16 protein-coding genes are annotated in these 16,240 nt (G+C 43.1%); 12 read left to right on the forward strand and 4 right to left on the reverse strand.

What is annotated here, in order from left to right; genetic code table 11:
- The first annotated feature begins 1 nt into the window (after position 1).
- The 12 genes from ABEH87_RS01295 to wzzB all read left to right on the forward strand — a co-directional run bounded on the left by ABEH87_RS01295 (position 2) and on the right by wzzB (position 13,568).
- Positions 2–820: an SDR family oxidoreductase gene (locus ABEH87_RS01295; RefSeq protein WP_346573208.1), complete on the forward strand. Its 819-nt coding sequence runs from the start codon at positions 2–4 to the stop codon at positions 818–820.
- Positions 817–2,154, forward strand: a complete 1,338-nt coding sequence (wzx, locus tag ABEH87_RS01300) for an O-unit flippase-like protein (protein ID WP_346573210.1) — start codon at positions 817–819, stop codon at positions 2,152–2,154. The genes ABEH87_RS01295 and wzx overlap by 4 nt, the downstream gene beginning before the upstream one ends.
- A complete protein-coding gene (locus tag ABEH87_RS01305; protein WP_346573212.1) occupies positions 2,147–3,271 on the forward strand; it encodes a hypothetical protein in 1,125 nt (374 codons plus the stop codon). Before wzx ends, ABEH87_RS01305 begins: the two co-directional genes overlap by 8 nt.
- A complete protein-coding gene (gene wzy, locus ABEH87_RS01310; protein ID WP_346573214.1) occupies positions 3,271–4,407 on the forward strand; it encodes an oligosaccharide repeat unit polymerase in 1,137 nt (378 codons plus the stop codon). Before ABEH87_RS01305 ends, wzy begins: the two co-directional genes overlap by 1 nt.
- Positions 4,404–5,480 carry a glycosyltransferase family 4 protein gene (locus ABEH87_RS01315; RefSeq protein ID WP_346573216.1) on the forward strand — a complete coding sequence of 359 codons (1,077 nt, stop codon included), beginning with the start codon at positions 4,404–4,406 and terminating at the stop codon, positions 5,478–5,480. Before wzy ends, ABEH87_RS01315 begins: the two co-directional genes overlap by 4 nt.
- Positions 5,477–6,295: a glycosyltransferase family A protein gene (locus tag ABEH87_RS01320; protein WP_346573217.1), complete on the forward strand. Its 819-nt coding sequence runs from the start codon at positions 5,477–5,479 to the stop codon at positions 6,293–6,295. Before ABEH87_RS01315 ends, ABEH87_RS01320 begins: the two co-directional genes overlap by 4 nt.
- Positions 6,285–6,833, forward strand: coding sequence for an acyltransferase (locus tag ABEH87_RS01325; RefSeq protein WP_346573219.1), 549 nt, complete (start codon positions 6,285–6,287; stop codon positions 6,831–6,833). Before ABEH87_RS01320 ends, ABEH87_RS01325 begins: the two co-directional genes overlap by 11 nt.
- Positions 6,826–7,794 (forward strand): hypothetical protein, encoded by a 969-nt coding sequence (locus ABEH87_RS01330; protein WP_346573221.1) that lies wholly within the window; start codon positions 6,826–6,828, stop codon positions 7,792–7,794. Before ABEH87_RS01325 ends, ABEH87_RS01330 begins: the two co-directional genes overlap by 8 nt.
- A 5-nt stretch (positions 7,795–7,799) precedes the next feature.
- On the forward strand, positions 7,800–9,227 hold the full coding sequence (locus ABEH87_RS01335; RefSeq protein ID WP_346573223.1) for a mannose-1-phosphate guanylyltransferase/mannose-6-phosphate isomerase: 1,428 nt from the start codon (positions 7,800–7,802) through the stop codon (positions 9,225–9,227).
- A gap of 43 nt (positions 9,228–9,270) precedes the next feature.
- On the forward strand, positions 9,271–10,644 hold the full coding sequence (locus tag ABEH87_RS01340; RefSeq protein WP_346573224.1) for a phosphomannomutase CpsG: 1,374 nt from the start codon (positions 9,271–9,273) through the stop codon (positions 10,642–10,644).
- Between the two features lie 357 nt (positions 10,645–11,001).
- Positions 11,002–12,408: an NADP-dependent phosphogluconate dehydrogenase gene (gene gndA / locus ABEH87_RS01345; protein WP_346573226.1), complete on the forward strand. Its 1,407-nt coding sequence runs from the start codon at positions 11,002–11,004 to the stop codon at positions 12,406–12,408.
- A gap of 146 nt (positions 12,409–12,554) precedes the next feature.
- Positions 12,555–13,568: an LPS O-antigen chain length determinant protein WzzB gene (wzzB, locus tag ABEH87_RS01350; protein WP_346573228.1), complete on the forward strand. Its 1,014-nt coding sequence runs from the start codon at positions 12,555–12,557 to the stop codon at positions 13,566–13,568.
- 30 nt (positions 13,569–13,598) lie between these two features.
- On the opposite strand, the gene ABEH87_RS01355 is transcribed toward wzzB, so the two are convergent.
- The 4 genes from ABEH87_RS01355 to hisA are packed head-to-tail and all read right to left on the reverse strand — an operon-like array spanning position 13,599 to position 16,240.
- A complete protein-coding gene (locus tag ABEH87_RS01355; protein WP_346573229.1) occupies positions 13,599–14,081 on the reverse strand; it encodes a YbaK/prolyl-tRNA synthetase associated domain-containing protein in 483 nt (160 codons plus the stop codon).
- Between the two features lie 58 nt (positions 14,082–14,139).
- Positions 14,140–14,751: a bifunctional phosphoribosyl-AMP cyclohydrolase/phosphoribosyl-ATP diphosphatase HisIE gene (gene hisIE / locus ABEH87_RS01360; RefSeq protein WP_346573231.1), complete on the reverse strand. Its 612-nt coding sequence runs from the start codon at positions 14,749–14,751 to the stop codon at positions 14,140–14,142.
- Entirely contained in the window at positions 14,745–15,521 is a 777-nt protein-coding gene (gene hisF, locus ABEH87_RS01365) for an imidazole glycerol phosphate synthase subunit HisF (RefSeq protein WP_346573233.1), read from the reverse strand. Before hisF ends, hisIE begins: the two co-directional genes overlap by 7 nt.
- A complete protein-coding gene (gene hisA, locus ABEH87_RS01370) occupies positions 15,503–16,240 on the reverse strand; it encodes a 1-(5-phosphoribosyl)-5-[(5-phosphoribosylamino)methylideneamino]imidazole-4-carboxamide isomerase (protein WP_346573235.1) in 738 nt (245 codons plus the stop codon). Before hisA ends, hisF begins: the two co-directional genes overlap by 19 nt.

Raw genomic sequence — 16,240 nt, forward strand, 5'->3', positions numbered from 1 at the left:
AATGTCATTGTATACAGTATTAGGTGGTAAAGGGTTCATAGGAAAGGAAATTGTTTCTTTATTATTAAAAAATAACATGGAAGTTTTTGTGCCTGAAAGAGGCGATGACCTTTATAGCAAAAATTTGGGTATTGTAATTTATTGTATTGGAGCAGGGGATTGCGTAAACAAACCTTTTGATGTACTTGAATCAAACACCACCCTTTTGTCGAATATTCTGAAAAATTCTAAGTTTGACAAAATTGTATATATATCATCAACCAGGCTTTACATGAATAATAATTCATCTGGCGAAAATGATGATTTATTAATATCAAATAATGACCCAAGAAAACTATTTAATTTGACGAAAATGGCGGGTGAAGACCTTTGCCTGAAGAGTAAGCGTGATGCCATTATTGTCAGGCCTAGCAACGTTTATGGCCTTGCTCTCAATAGCCCCTTATTCCTGCCAAAAATAACAAGGGATGCAATCGAGAAAAAAGTTGTGAACATGTTTGTGAGTCAGGAATATGAGAAGGACTATGTCTCTGTTAATGATGTTTCTCAGAGTATATTAGAACTCAGTCAAATGAAAGAGGCTGTAGGTGAGATATTTAATATAGCTTCAGGGTATAATACGTCTGCATTGTCGATAAGTAATATTTTAGAAGAGAAAACCGGATGTGAAATTAAGTGGAATACCCCTTACCCTTTAAAAGAAATATTCCCGGTTACTGAAATAAGTAAATTAGGAAACATTCTTAAAAGTTACAAACCTCGCTCTGTGCTTGAAGATTTAGCAATAATGATTGATGAGTTTAAATCGGAAATATCATGAGCCATTCAGTTAAAAATGTAGATATAGTCTGGGGCTATCTTTCCCAGTTTCTCAATATTGCATCCAGTTTATTGCTACTCCCTTTTGTTCTTAAGTTCCTTGATAAAGAAGAGTTAGGGTTATGGTATGTTTTTATCGCGATGGCAGGACTCATTCAACTGTTAGAGTTCGGGCTTCTACCTAGTATATCAAGGTTTGTATCTTATGTTTATTCTGGGGCTAAAAAAATAAATTATAATGAAATTCCTCAGTGTGAAAAAGATATAATCGACTACTCTCTATTAAACGATGTTTTTTATGCATCAAAATATATTTATAAAAAAATTGCAATTATTTCAATCGCCGCGATATTCATCGGTGGCAACTATTATCTTTACACATTACACAGTGACGTTGATTATACCTGGCTTGCTGCATGTTGGACACTTTATGGTGTAAGTATTGCTGTACAACTATATTTCGGCTATTACAATTCTTTATTGAAAGGCCGTGGTGACCAGACCGCACTAAATAAAATTATTGTTGCAACAAAGTCAGTGTTGCTATTATCAGCTATACCAATGTTGATATTAGGATTTGGAATATTTTCATTAGCAGTTTCATCTTTTTTATCCATAATAGTCGATCGTGTTCTTGTCAGAAGAGCTGTATTCAAAAAAGATTGTATGCTCAACAAAAAAAATGTCATTACTGATGAGCAGAAAGTTTTGCGTAAAAACATTTGGCTTAGTGCAAAAGATATGGGGTTTGTGCAGTTAGGTAATTACTTAACGGTCAGGTCCGGAATTCTTGTTGTATCCAGTTTTGTCGGGCTTGATGCAGCTGCAACATACGGGCTAACCGTACAAATAACGATGGTTATGGTTATTATTGCATCTATGTTTTTCGGTTTGAATTTACCCCGATTGAACTCAGAGCAGGTTTTAAAAAACACACTTGTTGTCAAAAATATTTTCTTAAAATCAATTTTTGTTGCAAATATCATATACATATTTTCAGCATTTATTTTACTGATAGCAGGAGATTTTTTATTAAGCTATCTCACCGAGAGTACTCGGTTATTGCCATTTTGGATCTTACTAATATACTTGATGACCGCGTTGTTTGAGATGAATTACTCGTTGTGTACAACATATCTCACAACAAAAAATAAAGTCATTTTCTTAAAAAGCATTCTCTTGAGTGGACTGGCAATACTATTATTATCGCTTTTTTCTGCATCAGTCATGAATGCTGGCCTTTTAGGCGTGGTATTGTCGCAGTTAGTGGTACAAATGGCTTATAACAACTGGCGTTGGCCACTGGAAGTGTATAAGGATTTCAAGAATGTCTAGATCTAAAGTTGCGATTATTGACTTGATTCGCCGTAAAGAAGAGCACTATACCTTTAATTTTATAACAATAAATAGCTTAATAAATTTGTATGATAGGGCAGAGTGCTGGCTTTCAGCTGATGTGTCTTATCTTGATGATATTAAAGATAAAGCCAAAATTAATAAATTGTCCATCAGGAATAGCAAGTTTTATTATTGGGTTGTTTCCTCACTTAGATTGTCTTCATTGCTTTTTAAATTAAATAAAACACCTGTTTTTTTATTATCATTAACTCCTCTTCAATATCTAATAACAAGCTTTATATCGTGCTTTAAAAGTAATGACATATATGCTTTTATGCATGGTGAATTAGGCTATTTGAAAAACCCTGTAGGTTTAGGACAAAAGGCAGGGGCATCTTTTATTAAGTGCTCATTGAGGTTTGGTAAGGTTAACTTTATCTGTATCAATTCTCCCGTACATTCAGCGATGAGTAAACTTTTCCCAGATAGAAAATTTTCATTTGTAGAGCATCCTACAGCTCAAACAGAACCTGTTAAAAAGGGTGAATTCCCAAGCGGATCGATAAATTTTGGCTCTTTCGGTGTACATTCAGCAGAAAAAGGTAGTGACAAAATTTATGGTCTGACAAAGTTGTTAGATATGGATTCAAATGACACTATAAGGCTAATGACAGTGGGGGTTACTGACGGCTCTTTTCAATACGACCAGTCTGAGCACGTAACCCATTACTGTAGAGGGATGCTTAGAGAAGCTCTTATCAGTAAAGAAGATTTTTTCAGCTCAGTATCAAAAATCGATGTGGCGCTCATCTTTAACAATAGCACGCGTACTGATGAGGAAAAGTATGACTTAGTGTCAAGTGGCGTCTTTTCTGACTGTATTGCTTTTCTCATTCCCGTTGTAGCTATGAAAAATAAACAGTTAGAAACCTACTTTACTAAGTATGGTGAGTTCGGGGTTTTATGTAATTCAATTGACGAGATGAGAGATGCAGTAAAAAAAATTAGTGCTGACAGAAATATTTTGAATAAATATAGATCAACAATGATGAATATAAAAAAACAATTCTCTGCATCAGAACATCAGAAAAAAATCCATGAGATCATTAAGTAATGAAGAAAATTAATGCTTACTTAATATACATATATTTTGCACCATTGATTTTGTCGCTTTATTTAATATCTGTCAGTGGCTATCTGCTTGGTGATTTTCGTAGCTTCTCGTACAGTTTAAGCCCTATTGATATTATAAGTGTTTTATTATTTTATTTTGTTCCTTTTCTTATGCTTTACGTGGTTATTAAAATAACAAATAGAGTTAAAGTTAAAGACTTCTCTGATCTGGATTTAGAGGGATTTTTATTCAAGGTCTTCATATTTATTGGGATTGTGACAATATTTTTTGGAGCAAATAAAATCGGACAAGATCCCGTCCCAGGCTTGAGTGGTGTATTCATAAAAATAGCAGGTAAATTAAACCCATTAGCTTTGCTTCCTCTGATAGCATTTTCAAAAATTAGCACTAAGAAATTTTTCATTTGTTTATTAGTGACTGCTTTGTATGGTTACAGACAGGAGTCACTCCAGGGGTATTTCATAACGCTTCTTTGCCTGGGAGTGTTCATTATTAAAAACTATAATCTAAAAACATCTGTTTTTATTTTGATTTTGGCAATACCTTTCATATTTTCAGGACCGGTATTGTCTTTAGCTTCCTACCTTTATTCAATCAGAAATGAAATGCGTGGCGTTGGTTTTAATCTTGACGAGATATTGTCCTTAGCGATTGGAAGGGTTTCAACTACCTCATCGTTGTTATTTATAGAATCAAACAGCTTTGATTTTAACGCTATATCTGATTATTTCAGTTTGGGAATAATAAGTGAGCGACTTATAGGTCTAAGCTCATTTGGATCTGTGACGCCTTCTGATATTTTTAATTTGCAAACAATTGGAGCTGGTCAGTCATATAGCATCTTTATGGGGCTGCCGGGATTCTTATTCTTCCTGTTTAACGGTGACGCTTTTACAGCCATATTTAACCTACTCTTTCTAACTTCAGTATTTGTAGTAATTTATCTCCTGATTCCGGTTGTGGATAAGAAAAATAGAGTCTGTGTTTTCTTTCTGGTAATGTTCTTCCCACTTTTATCATTTGATATATGGGAAATATCAATTGCATTCCAAACCGTCATTATCTGGAGGGTTCTTATTTTCTTGCTGGTTAAAAGAAGAAAAATTACATCATGAAAAAAATATTATTCTTGATTCCATCTCTGTCACCAGCAGGTGGGATTGAACGTATAGTTACCACTATTGCCAATAAGTTATCAAATATTTACCATCCAACAATTTTAACGTTTGATTCAAAAGAATCGTTTTATGCAGTAAATGATAATGTACAACGCGACTCGTTGAATTGTGATTTTAACTTGAATATGAAAAGCAGACTAATTCGAGTTTTCCAAACGCTTAACTTGTCAGTCAAAATAATTTATACCCTAAGAAGCTATATTAAAAATAATCATTATGATTATATATACGTAACGCACCCTCTGACGCATCTTTATCTATTGCTCGCTGGTGTAGATCACAAAAAAATTGTAATTAGTGAGCACGGAGCAAGTAATAATTATAATTCGCTATATAGATTCATCAGGAATCGAACCTATAAATATTGTCATGCATATTGTGTCCCTACCAAAACCGATAGTTTGATTTATAAGAAGATGGGGTTTCCTGTATATTATACCCCGCACTACCGTCCCGATATGGAATATAAAAAAGTAGATGGTTCTGCGAAAGTCGTTTTAACTGTAGGGCGTTTAACTCCGGATAAGCAACACCTAAAGTTACTTGAAATGTGGAAAACTCTTTGTAAGACATACCCAAACGACTGGATACTAAGAATAGTTGGTAGTGGTGAACTACATTCTGCTTTGTTGGAGTATATTCATGCCAATAGCATGGAAAATAATGTAGAACTCGTTCCTGCTAATAAAGAAATTGAAAGGTACTACAAGGAGTCATCAATTTTTGCTCTTTCGTCAAGAAGTGAGGGATTTGGTATGGTCCTTCTTGAAGCTATTTCATTTGGTTTGCCGGTAGTATCTTTTGATTGCCCATCTGGACCTCGTGATATCATCAATTCTGATAATGGTTATCTAATAAATGAAAATGATGAACAAGACTTCCAGGATAAATTAGTTCAGCTAATAGCCGACCCTGCTCATCTACAGATGATGATAAACAGCTCGTTTATATCTTCGCAGACATGGAAAGATGAGGTCATTACAAAAAATTGGGAGAGTGTTTTCAAATGAGGTTTTCAGTTGTAATTCCTGTTTATAACGGTGAGAAGAGTATTCTGAAAGCATTAGATTCTGTTTTTTCACAAACACTCTCATTTGATGAACATACTTTAGAGGTGGTCGTTGTTAATGATGGTTCAACTGATAATACTCTTACCCTGATTAATGAATACAAGTCCCTTAATTATCTTGATAATCTTCATATTTATACCATTGCTAATGGTGGTGTTTCTAAAGCCAGAAATTTTGGCATCAAAAATGCACAATACGAATGGATCGCTTTTTTAGATGCTGATGATGTTTGGTCTGACAACAAACTGTCGCTGCAGGCAAGCTATATCAATACAATCAAGCCAGAGCCTAATTTTATAGGTTCTGCGAGAAACAACGAAACGTTATCTATCTTAGGTCGTAAAATTACTTCTGTTCATCAGGCTTCTCCTAAAGAATTACTGATAAAAGTCTTTCCGCAAACGTCTACAGCTGTTGTTAAAAAAGGAGTTTTACAACAATGTGGTCTTTATGACGAAACGATGACACACAGTGAAGATGCAGATCTCTGGGTGCGAATATGTTCCAAATCAGGCCGGTTTTATTATCATCCTGAATCTACTGTCAGCACGGGTAACGGTAAACACAACTTCGGTGATGAGGGGCTCTCTGCTAACCTGCCCGAAATGCAACGCGGTTCTTGTTTGATGCTTTGGAAAGCATATAAAAGACGTGACATCAATTATCTTTCATACCTCAGTCTCCTGGCTTTTTATAAATTAAAATTTATCAGAAGGTTGTTAATCGTATCATCGAGGCGCAATAATGCTCTTTAAATTAAAATGGTTTACTAGTGCTATTTTCTTATCTTTTTTTCTAAAAAAAATAAAATTTCCGACATACTTCGCATTTCCTGTTTTTTTTAAGGGATTGAATCGTGTTTCTGTTGGTAAGAAAGTAAGAGTTTTCCCTGGTTGTCGATTAGAGACACATGGTGTTGGTGAAATTATTATAGAAGATAACGTATCAATTGCCCAAAATGTACATTTAACCTCTGGCGCGAAATTGATTATTGGCGAGAATTCTTTAATTACAGCGAATGTTTTTATTACTACCATTGATCACGACTATCGTGATATATCAATGCCAATGGCAGAACAGAAATTGTTAGTAAACGATACTATAATTGGTAAAAATTGCTTCATTGGTATGGGGGCAGCAATTCAGGCGGGTACAAAACTTGGTCAGCACTGTGTTGTTGGCGCAAACTCAGTAGTAAGAGGAGAATTCCCGGACTTTTGTGTTATTGTTGGTTCTCCTGCTCGCATCGTAAAAAAATATAACCATGATAGTGGAGTGTGGGAGCGTGTCTAAAGAAAAAAAAGTATTACTTTTTTGCACGGGTTTTTTTTCATACGATAAGATTATTAAAAAGTCACTGGAAAAAAATGGATATCAAGTAACTCTTTTTGATGAAAGAGCATTTAAAGGTGTCATTGGTAAATCATTAGTGCGATTAGGATGGAGGAAATTAACTCAGACAAAAATAAAAAGCTATTATAAAAACATTTATGATCACCTGTCTCCGGATTATGATTTTTTACTAATTGTTAACCCTGAGTGTATTACCCCTGAATCTATTAAACTCTTCCGGAGTAAATGTTCAAAAGTAGTAATATATATGTGGGACTCATTCCTTAATAAGCCTGGGGCTAAATCTTTGATTGAAAGTGCTGACAAGTTTTTTACTTTCGATCCCTTGGATGCAGAGACTAGCAACCTGATCTTTAAACCACTTTTTTTTTCATCCTCATATTACAATCTTGTCAGTTACCCTGAATTAAAATATGACATCTCTTTTGTTGGAACAGTTCACTCTGATCGCTATAGAATCGTTAAATTTTTAACAAAACAGTTCAATTCTTATGTGTTTTTTTATTGTCCTGGTATATTCATTTATCTCTACAAAAGATTTATTATTAAAGAGATAAAAAATGTAAAATATAAAGATGTTTCTTTTCACTCAATGAGCGAGAAAGAAGTTGTAGATGTAATACGTAATTCAAAAGCTGTTATTGATATCTCTCATCCGAAACAGCGAGGATTAACTATGCGTACATTAGAATCCCTGGGTGCGCAAAAGAAGATAATAACATCTAATCAGCATGTCATCGATTACGATTTTTATAATGATTCCAATTTTTTAATCATTAATGATAAAATCTCACCTGAGAGCATTACGTCATTTTTAAGAAAAGAATATATTCCAACTGATCAACATACTTATGAAAAGTATCATGTAGATCAGTGGGTTAAAGATTTTATAAGAGACTAATTAAGATGAATAACATTAAGGCAGTCATTTTAGCCGGTGGCGTTGGTACCCGACTTTGGCCGATGTCCAGAAGCGAGCTCCCTAAACAGTTTCTGAATTTAAGCGGCAGTTCGTCTATGCTACAAGAAACCGTTGAAAGATTACAGGGCCTGGACATTGCAGAGTCTATTGTTATTTGTAATGAAGATCACCGCTTTTTGGTTGCTGAACAACTGAGGCAAATAGGTAAACTCAATCAGAATATTATTCTCGAACCCGCAGGGAGAAATACTGCCCCAGCGATCGCTTTAGCGGCAATGACGGCCTTACGGTCTGCCGATAAGGATGAATTACTCTTAGTTCTCGCCGCTGATCACGTCATCACCAACGTCCATGCTTTCACTGCAGCCATTAAAACTGCAACTGTCCTTGCTAATGAGGGAAAGTTAGTGACTTTTGGGGTTATCCCCGATAAACCAGAAACGGGTTATGGATATATTCGACGCGGTTCTTCAAGCCTGATTGGACCAGTAAACTCCGCTTTCGAAGTGGCACAGTTTGTTGAAAAACCTGATTTTGATACTGCACAAAAATATGTTTCTTCTGGAGAGTATTACTGGAATAGCGGTATGTTCCTTTTTAGCGCAAGACGTTATCTGGAAGAGCTTAAAAAATTCCGCCCCGATATTATGACTGCCTGTGAAGAAGCAATGTATGTTGTGGATACCGATCTTGATTTCATTCGTGTTAATGAAGAAGCCTTCTTGTCGTGTCCTGAAGAGTCTATTGACTATGCTGTTATGGAACATACCTCTGATGCGGTAGTGATCCCAATGGATGCCGGATGGAGCGATGTTGGCTCCTGGTCTTCACTTTGGGATATCAGTGAAAAGGACCAGAAGGGGAATGTTGTTCGTGGGGATGTGATCAATCACAACACCATTGACAGTTATATTCACACAGAGGCTGGTCTTGTAGCAACTATTGGCATAACAGATTTGATAATAGTTCAGACTAAAGATGCTTTGCTTGTTGCCGATCGACATTCAGTCCAGGATGTGAAAAAAATTGTAGAGCAAATCAAATCTGCCGGGCGCTATGAGCATAACACGCACCGTGAAGTTTATCGGCCATGGGGTAAATATGACTCTATAGATGCCGGTGAACATTATCAGGTTAAGCATATAACCGTTAAACCTGGTGAAGCATTGTCTTTGCAGTTGCATCATCATCGTGCTGAACACTGGGTTGTTGTTTCCGGAACCGCTAAAGTGACTATCGCTGAAGAGATGACCATCATTGGTGAAAATGAATCTGTGTTCATTCCTGCAGGTGTGAAACATTGCCTCGAGAACCCCGGTAAAATTCCTTTAGAAATAATAGAAGTGCGTACAGGCTCTTATCTTGAAGAAGATGATATTATTCGCTTTGCCGATCGCTATGGGCGAATTTGATTACTAATGATACTTTTTTTCCAAAAAAATCTCTAAGGTAGTTATGGAAAAGTTAACGTGCTTCAAAGCGTATGATATACGCGGAAAACTCATTGACGAGATTGATGAAGATATTGCCTACCGTATCGGCAGGGCTTACGGGCAACTGCTCAATCCGAAAACGGTTGTTGTGGGCAGCGATGTGCGTTTGACCAGTGAATCCCTCAAGCTGTCCCTGGCGCGGGGTTTACAGGATAGCGGCGTGAACGTCCTTGATATTGGTCTTGCGGGCACTGAAGAGATCTATTACGCCACCTTTTCCCTTGAGCTGGATGGCGGCATTGAGGTGACAGCAAGCCACAATCCCATCGAATACAATGGGATGAAACTGGTTGGCCCACAAAGCAGGCCAATTAGTCGCGAAAATGGTCTTGCAGAGATTCAGCAGCTGGCTGAAAAAAATGAATTCCCGGCTGTTAACGGCCAGCCGTCTGGCAGCTATAAAAAAATCAGCGTTTTTGATGACTATGTTGATCATCTTCTCGGCTACATTAACACCGATAATCTGACCCCGATGAAGTTAGTCATTAATTCGGGTAATGGCGCAGCAGGTCACGTTATTGATGGTATTGAGGCGGTTTTTTCTCAGAGAAATGTCCCGGTTGAAATTATCAAGATTCACCATGAGCCGGATGGACATTTCCCTCATGGTATCCCCAATCCGCTGTTACCTGAGTGCCGCAGTGACACTGCGAATGCAGTTATTGCCCATGGCGCGGATATGGGGATCGCTTTCGACGGTGATTTCGATCGTTGCTTCTTCTTTGACGATAAAGGCCAGTTTGTCGAAGGCTATTATATTGTTGGCTTAATCGCGAAAGCGTTTCTTAAAAAAAGTGCTGACGAGCGCATTATCCATGACCCACGTTTGACCTGGAATACTATCGATATCGTTAACGAACACGGTGGCATCCCCGTACAGTCTAAAACGGGCCACGCGTTCATTAAAGAGAGAATGAGAGCTGAAGATGCCGTCTATGGCGGTGAAATGAGCGCTCATCACTATTTTCGTGACTTCTCATACTGTGACAGCGGGATGATCCCCTGGCTACTGGTAGCGGAACTGGTTTCCACTCATCAGCAGCCTTTGTCGCAGTTGGTAAACGATATGATCGCGGCTTATCCTTCATCCGGAGAGATTAACCGTTTGATTGCCGACCCGGCGGCCGCGATTGCCAGAGTCGAGAGTTTCTATCGTGACGGCGCAGTACATATTGATAAAACCGACGGGTTAAGCGTGGAGTTTACTCAGTGGCGCTTCAATTTACGTATGTCAAATACTGAATCTGTGGTCAGACTTAATGTTGAGTCGAAAGCGGATGTCGCTTTGATGAACGAAAAAACCGAAGAAATCTTAGGCTTACTCCAACTATCCTGACGGGGTGATGGCCTTTTTCTGGTTGTCACTGTAAAAGCCCACTGTTATCTGCATCAGTATTCTGGTGCAGATCCTCTCTTATGCCACCCGCCCATAATTTCCCTTGCCTTCGGCCACTCCGGTCTTAATCGACGACTATTCACCCGCTTTTTTAAACGCAATCAATAGATTTTTTGTGGTTTTGAGGCCCTTAACAGGCGATGAATACTTAATAACAACCACAAAATTGTGACTACTCCTTTCTGGTAAGTCTATCGCACCAATCACTATCCACATCGTACAAACCTGAGTTAACATGTTCGGAACATTGACCGCAGTCACAGAACTGCTGGTTTTCTCACCCAGACAGGAGTAGGTATGTCCAAGCAACAGATCGGCGTTGTAGGTATGGCTGTGATGGGCCGTAATCTGGCACTCAACATTGAGAGCCGTGGCTACACAGTTTCTATCTTCAACCGTTCACGTGAAAAAACCGATGAAGTGGTCGCTGAGAACCCTGGCAAGAAACTGGTTCCGCACTACAGTATCGAAGAGTTTGTTGACTCTCTGGAAAAACCTCGCCGTATCCTTCTGATGGTCCAGGCCGGTGAAGCCACCGACAAAACCATCGCTTCCCTGACTCCGCACCTTGATAAAGGCGATATCCTGATTGACGGTGGTAACACCTTCTATAAAGACACTATTCGTCGTAACCGCGAACTGTCTGAGCAGGGCTTTAACTTTATCGGCACCGGTGTTTCCGGTGGTGAAGAGGGCGCCCTGAAAGGCCCGTCAATCATGCCTGGCGGCCAGAAAGAAGCTTACGAGCTGGTCGCTCCAATCCTGACCGAAATTGCAGCCGTCGCTGAAGGCGAAGCCTGTGTCGCCTACATGGGGCCGGACGGTGCGGGTCACTATGTGAAGATGGTGCACAACGGTATTGAATACGGCGACATGCAGCTGATTGCAGAAGCCTATTCACTGCTGAAAGGCGCGCTGAATCTGAGCAATGACGACCTGGCTAAGACCTTTAGCGAGTGGAACGAAGGCGAGCTGAGCAGCTACCTGATCGACATCACCAAAGATATCTTCACGAAGAAAGATGAAGAGGGTAACTACCTGGTTGATGTGATCCTGGATGAAGCTGCCAACAAAGGCACCGGTAAGTGGACCAGCCAGAGCTCGCTGGATCTCGGCGAGCCGCTGTCTTTGATCACTGAATCTGTCTTCGCCCGTTACCTGTCTTCGCTGAAAACTCAGCGCGTAGCGGCATCTAAAGTGCTGAGCGGCCCGCAAGTGCAGACCGTGAGCGGTGATAAAGCCGAATTCGTTGAGAAAGTGCGGCGTGCACTGTACCTCGGTAAGATTGTTTCTTACGCACAGGGCTTCTCCCAGCTGAAGGCGGCCTCTACGGAAAATAACTGGGATCTGCACTACGGTGAGATTGCTAAGATCTTCCGCGCAGGCTGCATCATCCGCGCCCAGTTCCTGCAGAAGATTACCGATGCCTATGCGGACAACGCTGACATTGCTAACCTGCTGCTGGCGCCGTACTTCAAGAACATCGCCGATGAATATCAGCAGGCACTGCGTGACGTGGTGGCCTATGCCGTACAGAACGGTATCCCGACGCCGACCTTCTCTGCAGCCATCGCCTACTACGACAGCTACCGCTCAGCGGTACTGCCAGCGAACCTGATCCAGGCGCAGCGTGACTACTTTGGTGCGCATACGTATAAGCGCACTGATAAAGAAGGTGTGTTCCACACCGAGTGGCTCGACTAAGTTTTATCCTAACCTCCCGCTTTGCGGGAGGTTTCTAACCTCATTTCAGAATCTATCCATAGCGTTTCTTCCCCAACTCATCTACATTTAGTCAGCTATCGCCTAAGTATTATCTTATTTTTCTTTTGCGCAGAGTTACTGACTATATGAATCCCGATAATAAGAATGTTGAGCAATCCCCGTCTCGTCAAAAATCATCGAATACCGCCGATGAAATCGATTTACTCGATGTGATTGCTCTGATTTGGCATGGAAAAAAAACCGTTATTGCTGTTGTCATTCTTTTTATGATTGCGGCAGGAGCGTATCTGGCTTTAGCTAAAGAGACCTGGACAAGTAAAGCGATTGTTACACTTCCTTCGTCAGGGATGATCGCCAACTACAACGCTTCACTGACAGTGCTCTATCTTCAGACCCCGCGTGACAAAACTTCGTTACCTGACCTGCAACAGCAGTTCTTTGGACGTTTCACTGCATCAATGAGTGCACTGGCTGGCGCGTTACAAAATCAGGATAACCCCCAGACATTGAAAATTGATCAGGTCAATAAAGGGAGCAACGATCAGGTCAGTATTGCTTTTAGCGCACAAACGGCGAAAGAGGCTCAGGCACAGCTTGCTAAGTACATCCTGCAGGTGAACGACCGCATCGTAGACAGCTACGCTGAAGACCTGCGCCGGACCTTAGGGGTCAAAACTCTTGAGCTGACCAGCTCTCTTGAAGCGCAAGAGCAGGTTGCGATTAATAAAAAACAGCAGAGGCTGGACGCCATCAGAGAGGCAATGAAGATTGCCGAAGCTTCGAATTTAAACAACTCGCAGCTCAATCAGGCTGAATATCTGTCGGACGATACCCTCTATCTGCTGGGCACGCGCGCACTCGGTTCAATGATACAAAATGAGTCCACCAGGCCACTGATATTGGACAAATCATACTATGACACCCAGAGTGCGCTGCTTGCAGTCACCCACCTGAAAATCGATCTCAGTCACTTGCAGTCGTACCGCTATATTTCCGAGCCCGATTTACCCATCCACCGCGACAGCCCTAAGAAGACCTTAGTGATGCTGTTAGCGATTGTTCTGGGTGGAGTGTTTGGTTCGGCCGTGGTTATTGGCCGCAGTGCTGCCGCAAATTATCGTTTAAGAAAAAACAGTTAAACCAGACAGGCCGGGTATTCCCGGCCTTTTTCATGCCTCACGCAAAAATGCCAGCACCGTCGCTCCCGCAATCCTCTGATAATCTGCCGTATTCAGCACCATCGACTTCTCCAGCAGCCCGGCATTAAACGCCAGTTCCTGATAGCGAGTGAACAGCGAAGGGTCAGCGACCAGCAGCAGGTCCGGGTGAAAGCTGAAGGGGGGAATGGCGCCAAATACACAGCCTGTCAGCTTCTCCACTTCCGCCGGGCTGGCGAGGGATGCCCGCGTACCGCCGAGGGCCGATGCCAGCCGGGCAAGGTCGGCCTGCTGGTCAGCGGGCAGCACCGCCAGCACGTGCTGCTTCACGCCGTTGCCCTTCACGTGGCACACCAGCGCTTTCGCGCCCTGGCCCAGTTCGGTCCCGCGCAGTGCCGCGACCTCTTCACATTTTCCTGTCGCCGCATGTTCCATCACCCGATAGTGGGCATGATGCTGGTCGAGCAGGGCGCTCAGTTTATCAAACGTCGTCATTTTCAGTTTCCAATAAAAAAGGCCGGATAACCGGCCTGACAGGAAGAGGTGATGAATGCTATTTGTGACGCTGACGCAGATTCTCAATCACCGTTGACAGGTTCAGATCCTGGTCCTGCAGCAGGACCAGCAGATGATAAACCAAATCGGAGGCTTCGTTGGTCAGTTCATGGCGATCGTTGACCGTAGCGGCCAGCGCCACTTCCACGCCTTCTTCACCGACTTTCTGCGCGATGCGCTTAGTGCCGCTGGCATACAGGCTGGCGGTGTAGGAGCTTTTCGGGTCAGCGTGCTTACGGGCTGCTAACAGCTCTTCGAGCTGATACAGGAACGTCCAGTCGCTGGCCGCCGGGGAGAAGCAGCTGGACGTGCCCAGATGGCAGGTTGGCCCGACGGGATTCACCAGCAGCAGCAGCGTATCGTTATCGCAGTCCTGGGTGATGCTGACGACGTTCAGGAAGTGCTCAGAGGTTTCGCCTTTGGTCCACAGGCGCTGTTTAGTGCGCGACCAGAAGGTGACCTTTCCACTTTCCAGCGTTTTTGCCAGCGCCTCCTGATTCATATAACCGTGCATCAGCACTTCGCCTGAGACCGCGTGCTGGACGATAGCGGGCATCATGCCGTCGGTTTTCACCCAGTCGAGCCGGGACAGTTGTTCTTCAGTTAACACGCGCGAATCTCCACACCTTTTTCAATCAGGAACGTTTTCAGCTCACCGATATTAATTATCTGTTTATGGAACACGGAAGCCGCCAGCGCGCCGTCCACGTCGGCATCACGGAAGGCTTCATGGAAGTGCTCCATGGTGCCGGCACCACCTGAGGCAATCAGCGGCACTTTGCAGACAGCCCGCACTTTTTGCAGCTGAATCAGGTCATAACCGTTGCGCACGCCGTCCTGATTCATCATATTCAGCACGATTTCACCCGCGCCGCGCTTCTGTACTTCCTGCACCCAGTCGAGGGTTTCCCAGGTGGTGACTTTGGTGCGGCTTTCGTCACCGGTGTACTGATTGACGTGGTATTTACCGCTCTCACTGTCGTACCAGGTGTCAATCCCCACCACGATGCACTGCACACCGAAGCGGTCCGCCAGGCGGGTGATCAGTTCAGGATCGGCCAGCGCCGGGGAGTTGATGGAAATTTTGTCCGCGCCGAACGACAGCAGCAGGGCGGCATCTTCCACCGACTTAATTCCACCCGCCACGCAGAAGGGAATATCAATCACCTCCGCCACGCGCGAGATCCAGCTCTTATCAACCACGCGGCCGTCGCTGGAGGCGGTGATATCATAAAACACCAGTTCGTCCGCGCCTTCCTGCGCATAGCGCTGTGCCAGCGGCACGATATCACCGATGATCTCGTGGTTGCGGAACTGTACGCCTTTGACCACCTGGCCGTCACGCACGTCCAGGCAGGGAATTATCCGTTTTGCCAGCATGAAATCGCCTCCGATACGGTGAATTTATCTTCCAGCAGGGCGCGACCGACGATCACACCCTGTGCGCCACAGCCGCGCAGTGCGGCAATATCCTCCAGTGAGCCGATGCCGCCAGACGACTGGAAGGCAATGGTCGGGTAGCGCGCGGAGACTTCGCGATACAGCTCAACGTTAGAGCCGCTCAGCGTACCGTCGCGGGAAATATCGGTGCAGAGCACGTGCTTCAGGCCAGATGGCAGAAACTGCCCGATCACTTCTTCCAGAGTGATGCCGCTGGCTTCCTGCCAGCCGCTGATCGCGACTTCTTTACGGTTGCTGGCATCAATACGCACGTCAAGGGCCAGTACGATGGCCTCAGGTCCGTACTGCTTAAACCACTCCTGCACCTCTTCCGGCTGCTTCACCGCCGTTGAACCGACCACCACGCGCGTGGCTCCGGCGTTCAGCAGGGCGTCCACATCGTCTTTAGTCCGAATGCCGCCCCCAACCTGCACCGGCACGCTGACACCCGCCAGCAGTTTGGTCAGCAGGGGGATCTGGCGCGCTGCCGGGTCTTTTGCCCCGGTCAGGTCCACCAGGTGCAGCACCTGCGCCCCCTGGGCTTCGTAATCCTGTAAGCGCGGCAGCGGGTCGCTGCCATAGTCACGCTGCTGGCCGTAATCGCCCTGGTGCAGGCGAACAACGTTGCCATCAATCAAATCTAATGCCGGGATAATCAT

Source organism: Erwinia sp. Eh17-17 (assembly GCF_039675725.1).
Taxonomy (GTDB): Bacteria; Pseudomonadota; Gammaproteobacteria; order Enterobacterales; family Enterobacteriaceae; genus Erwinia.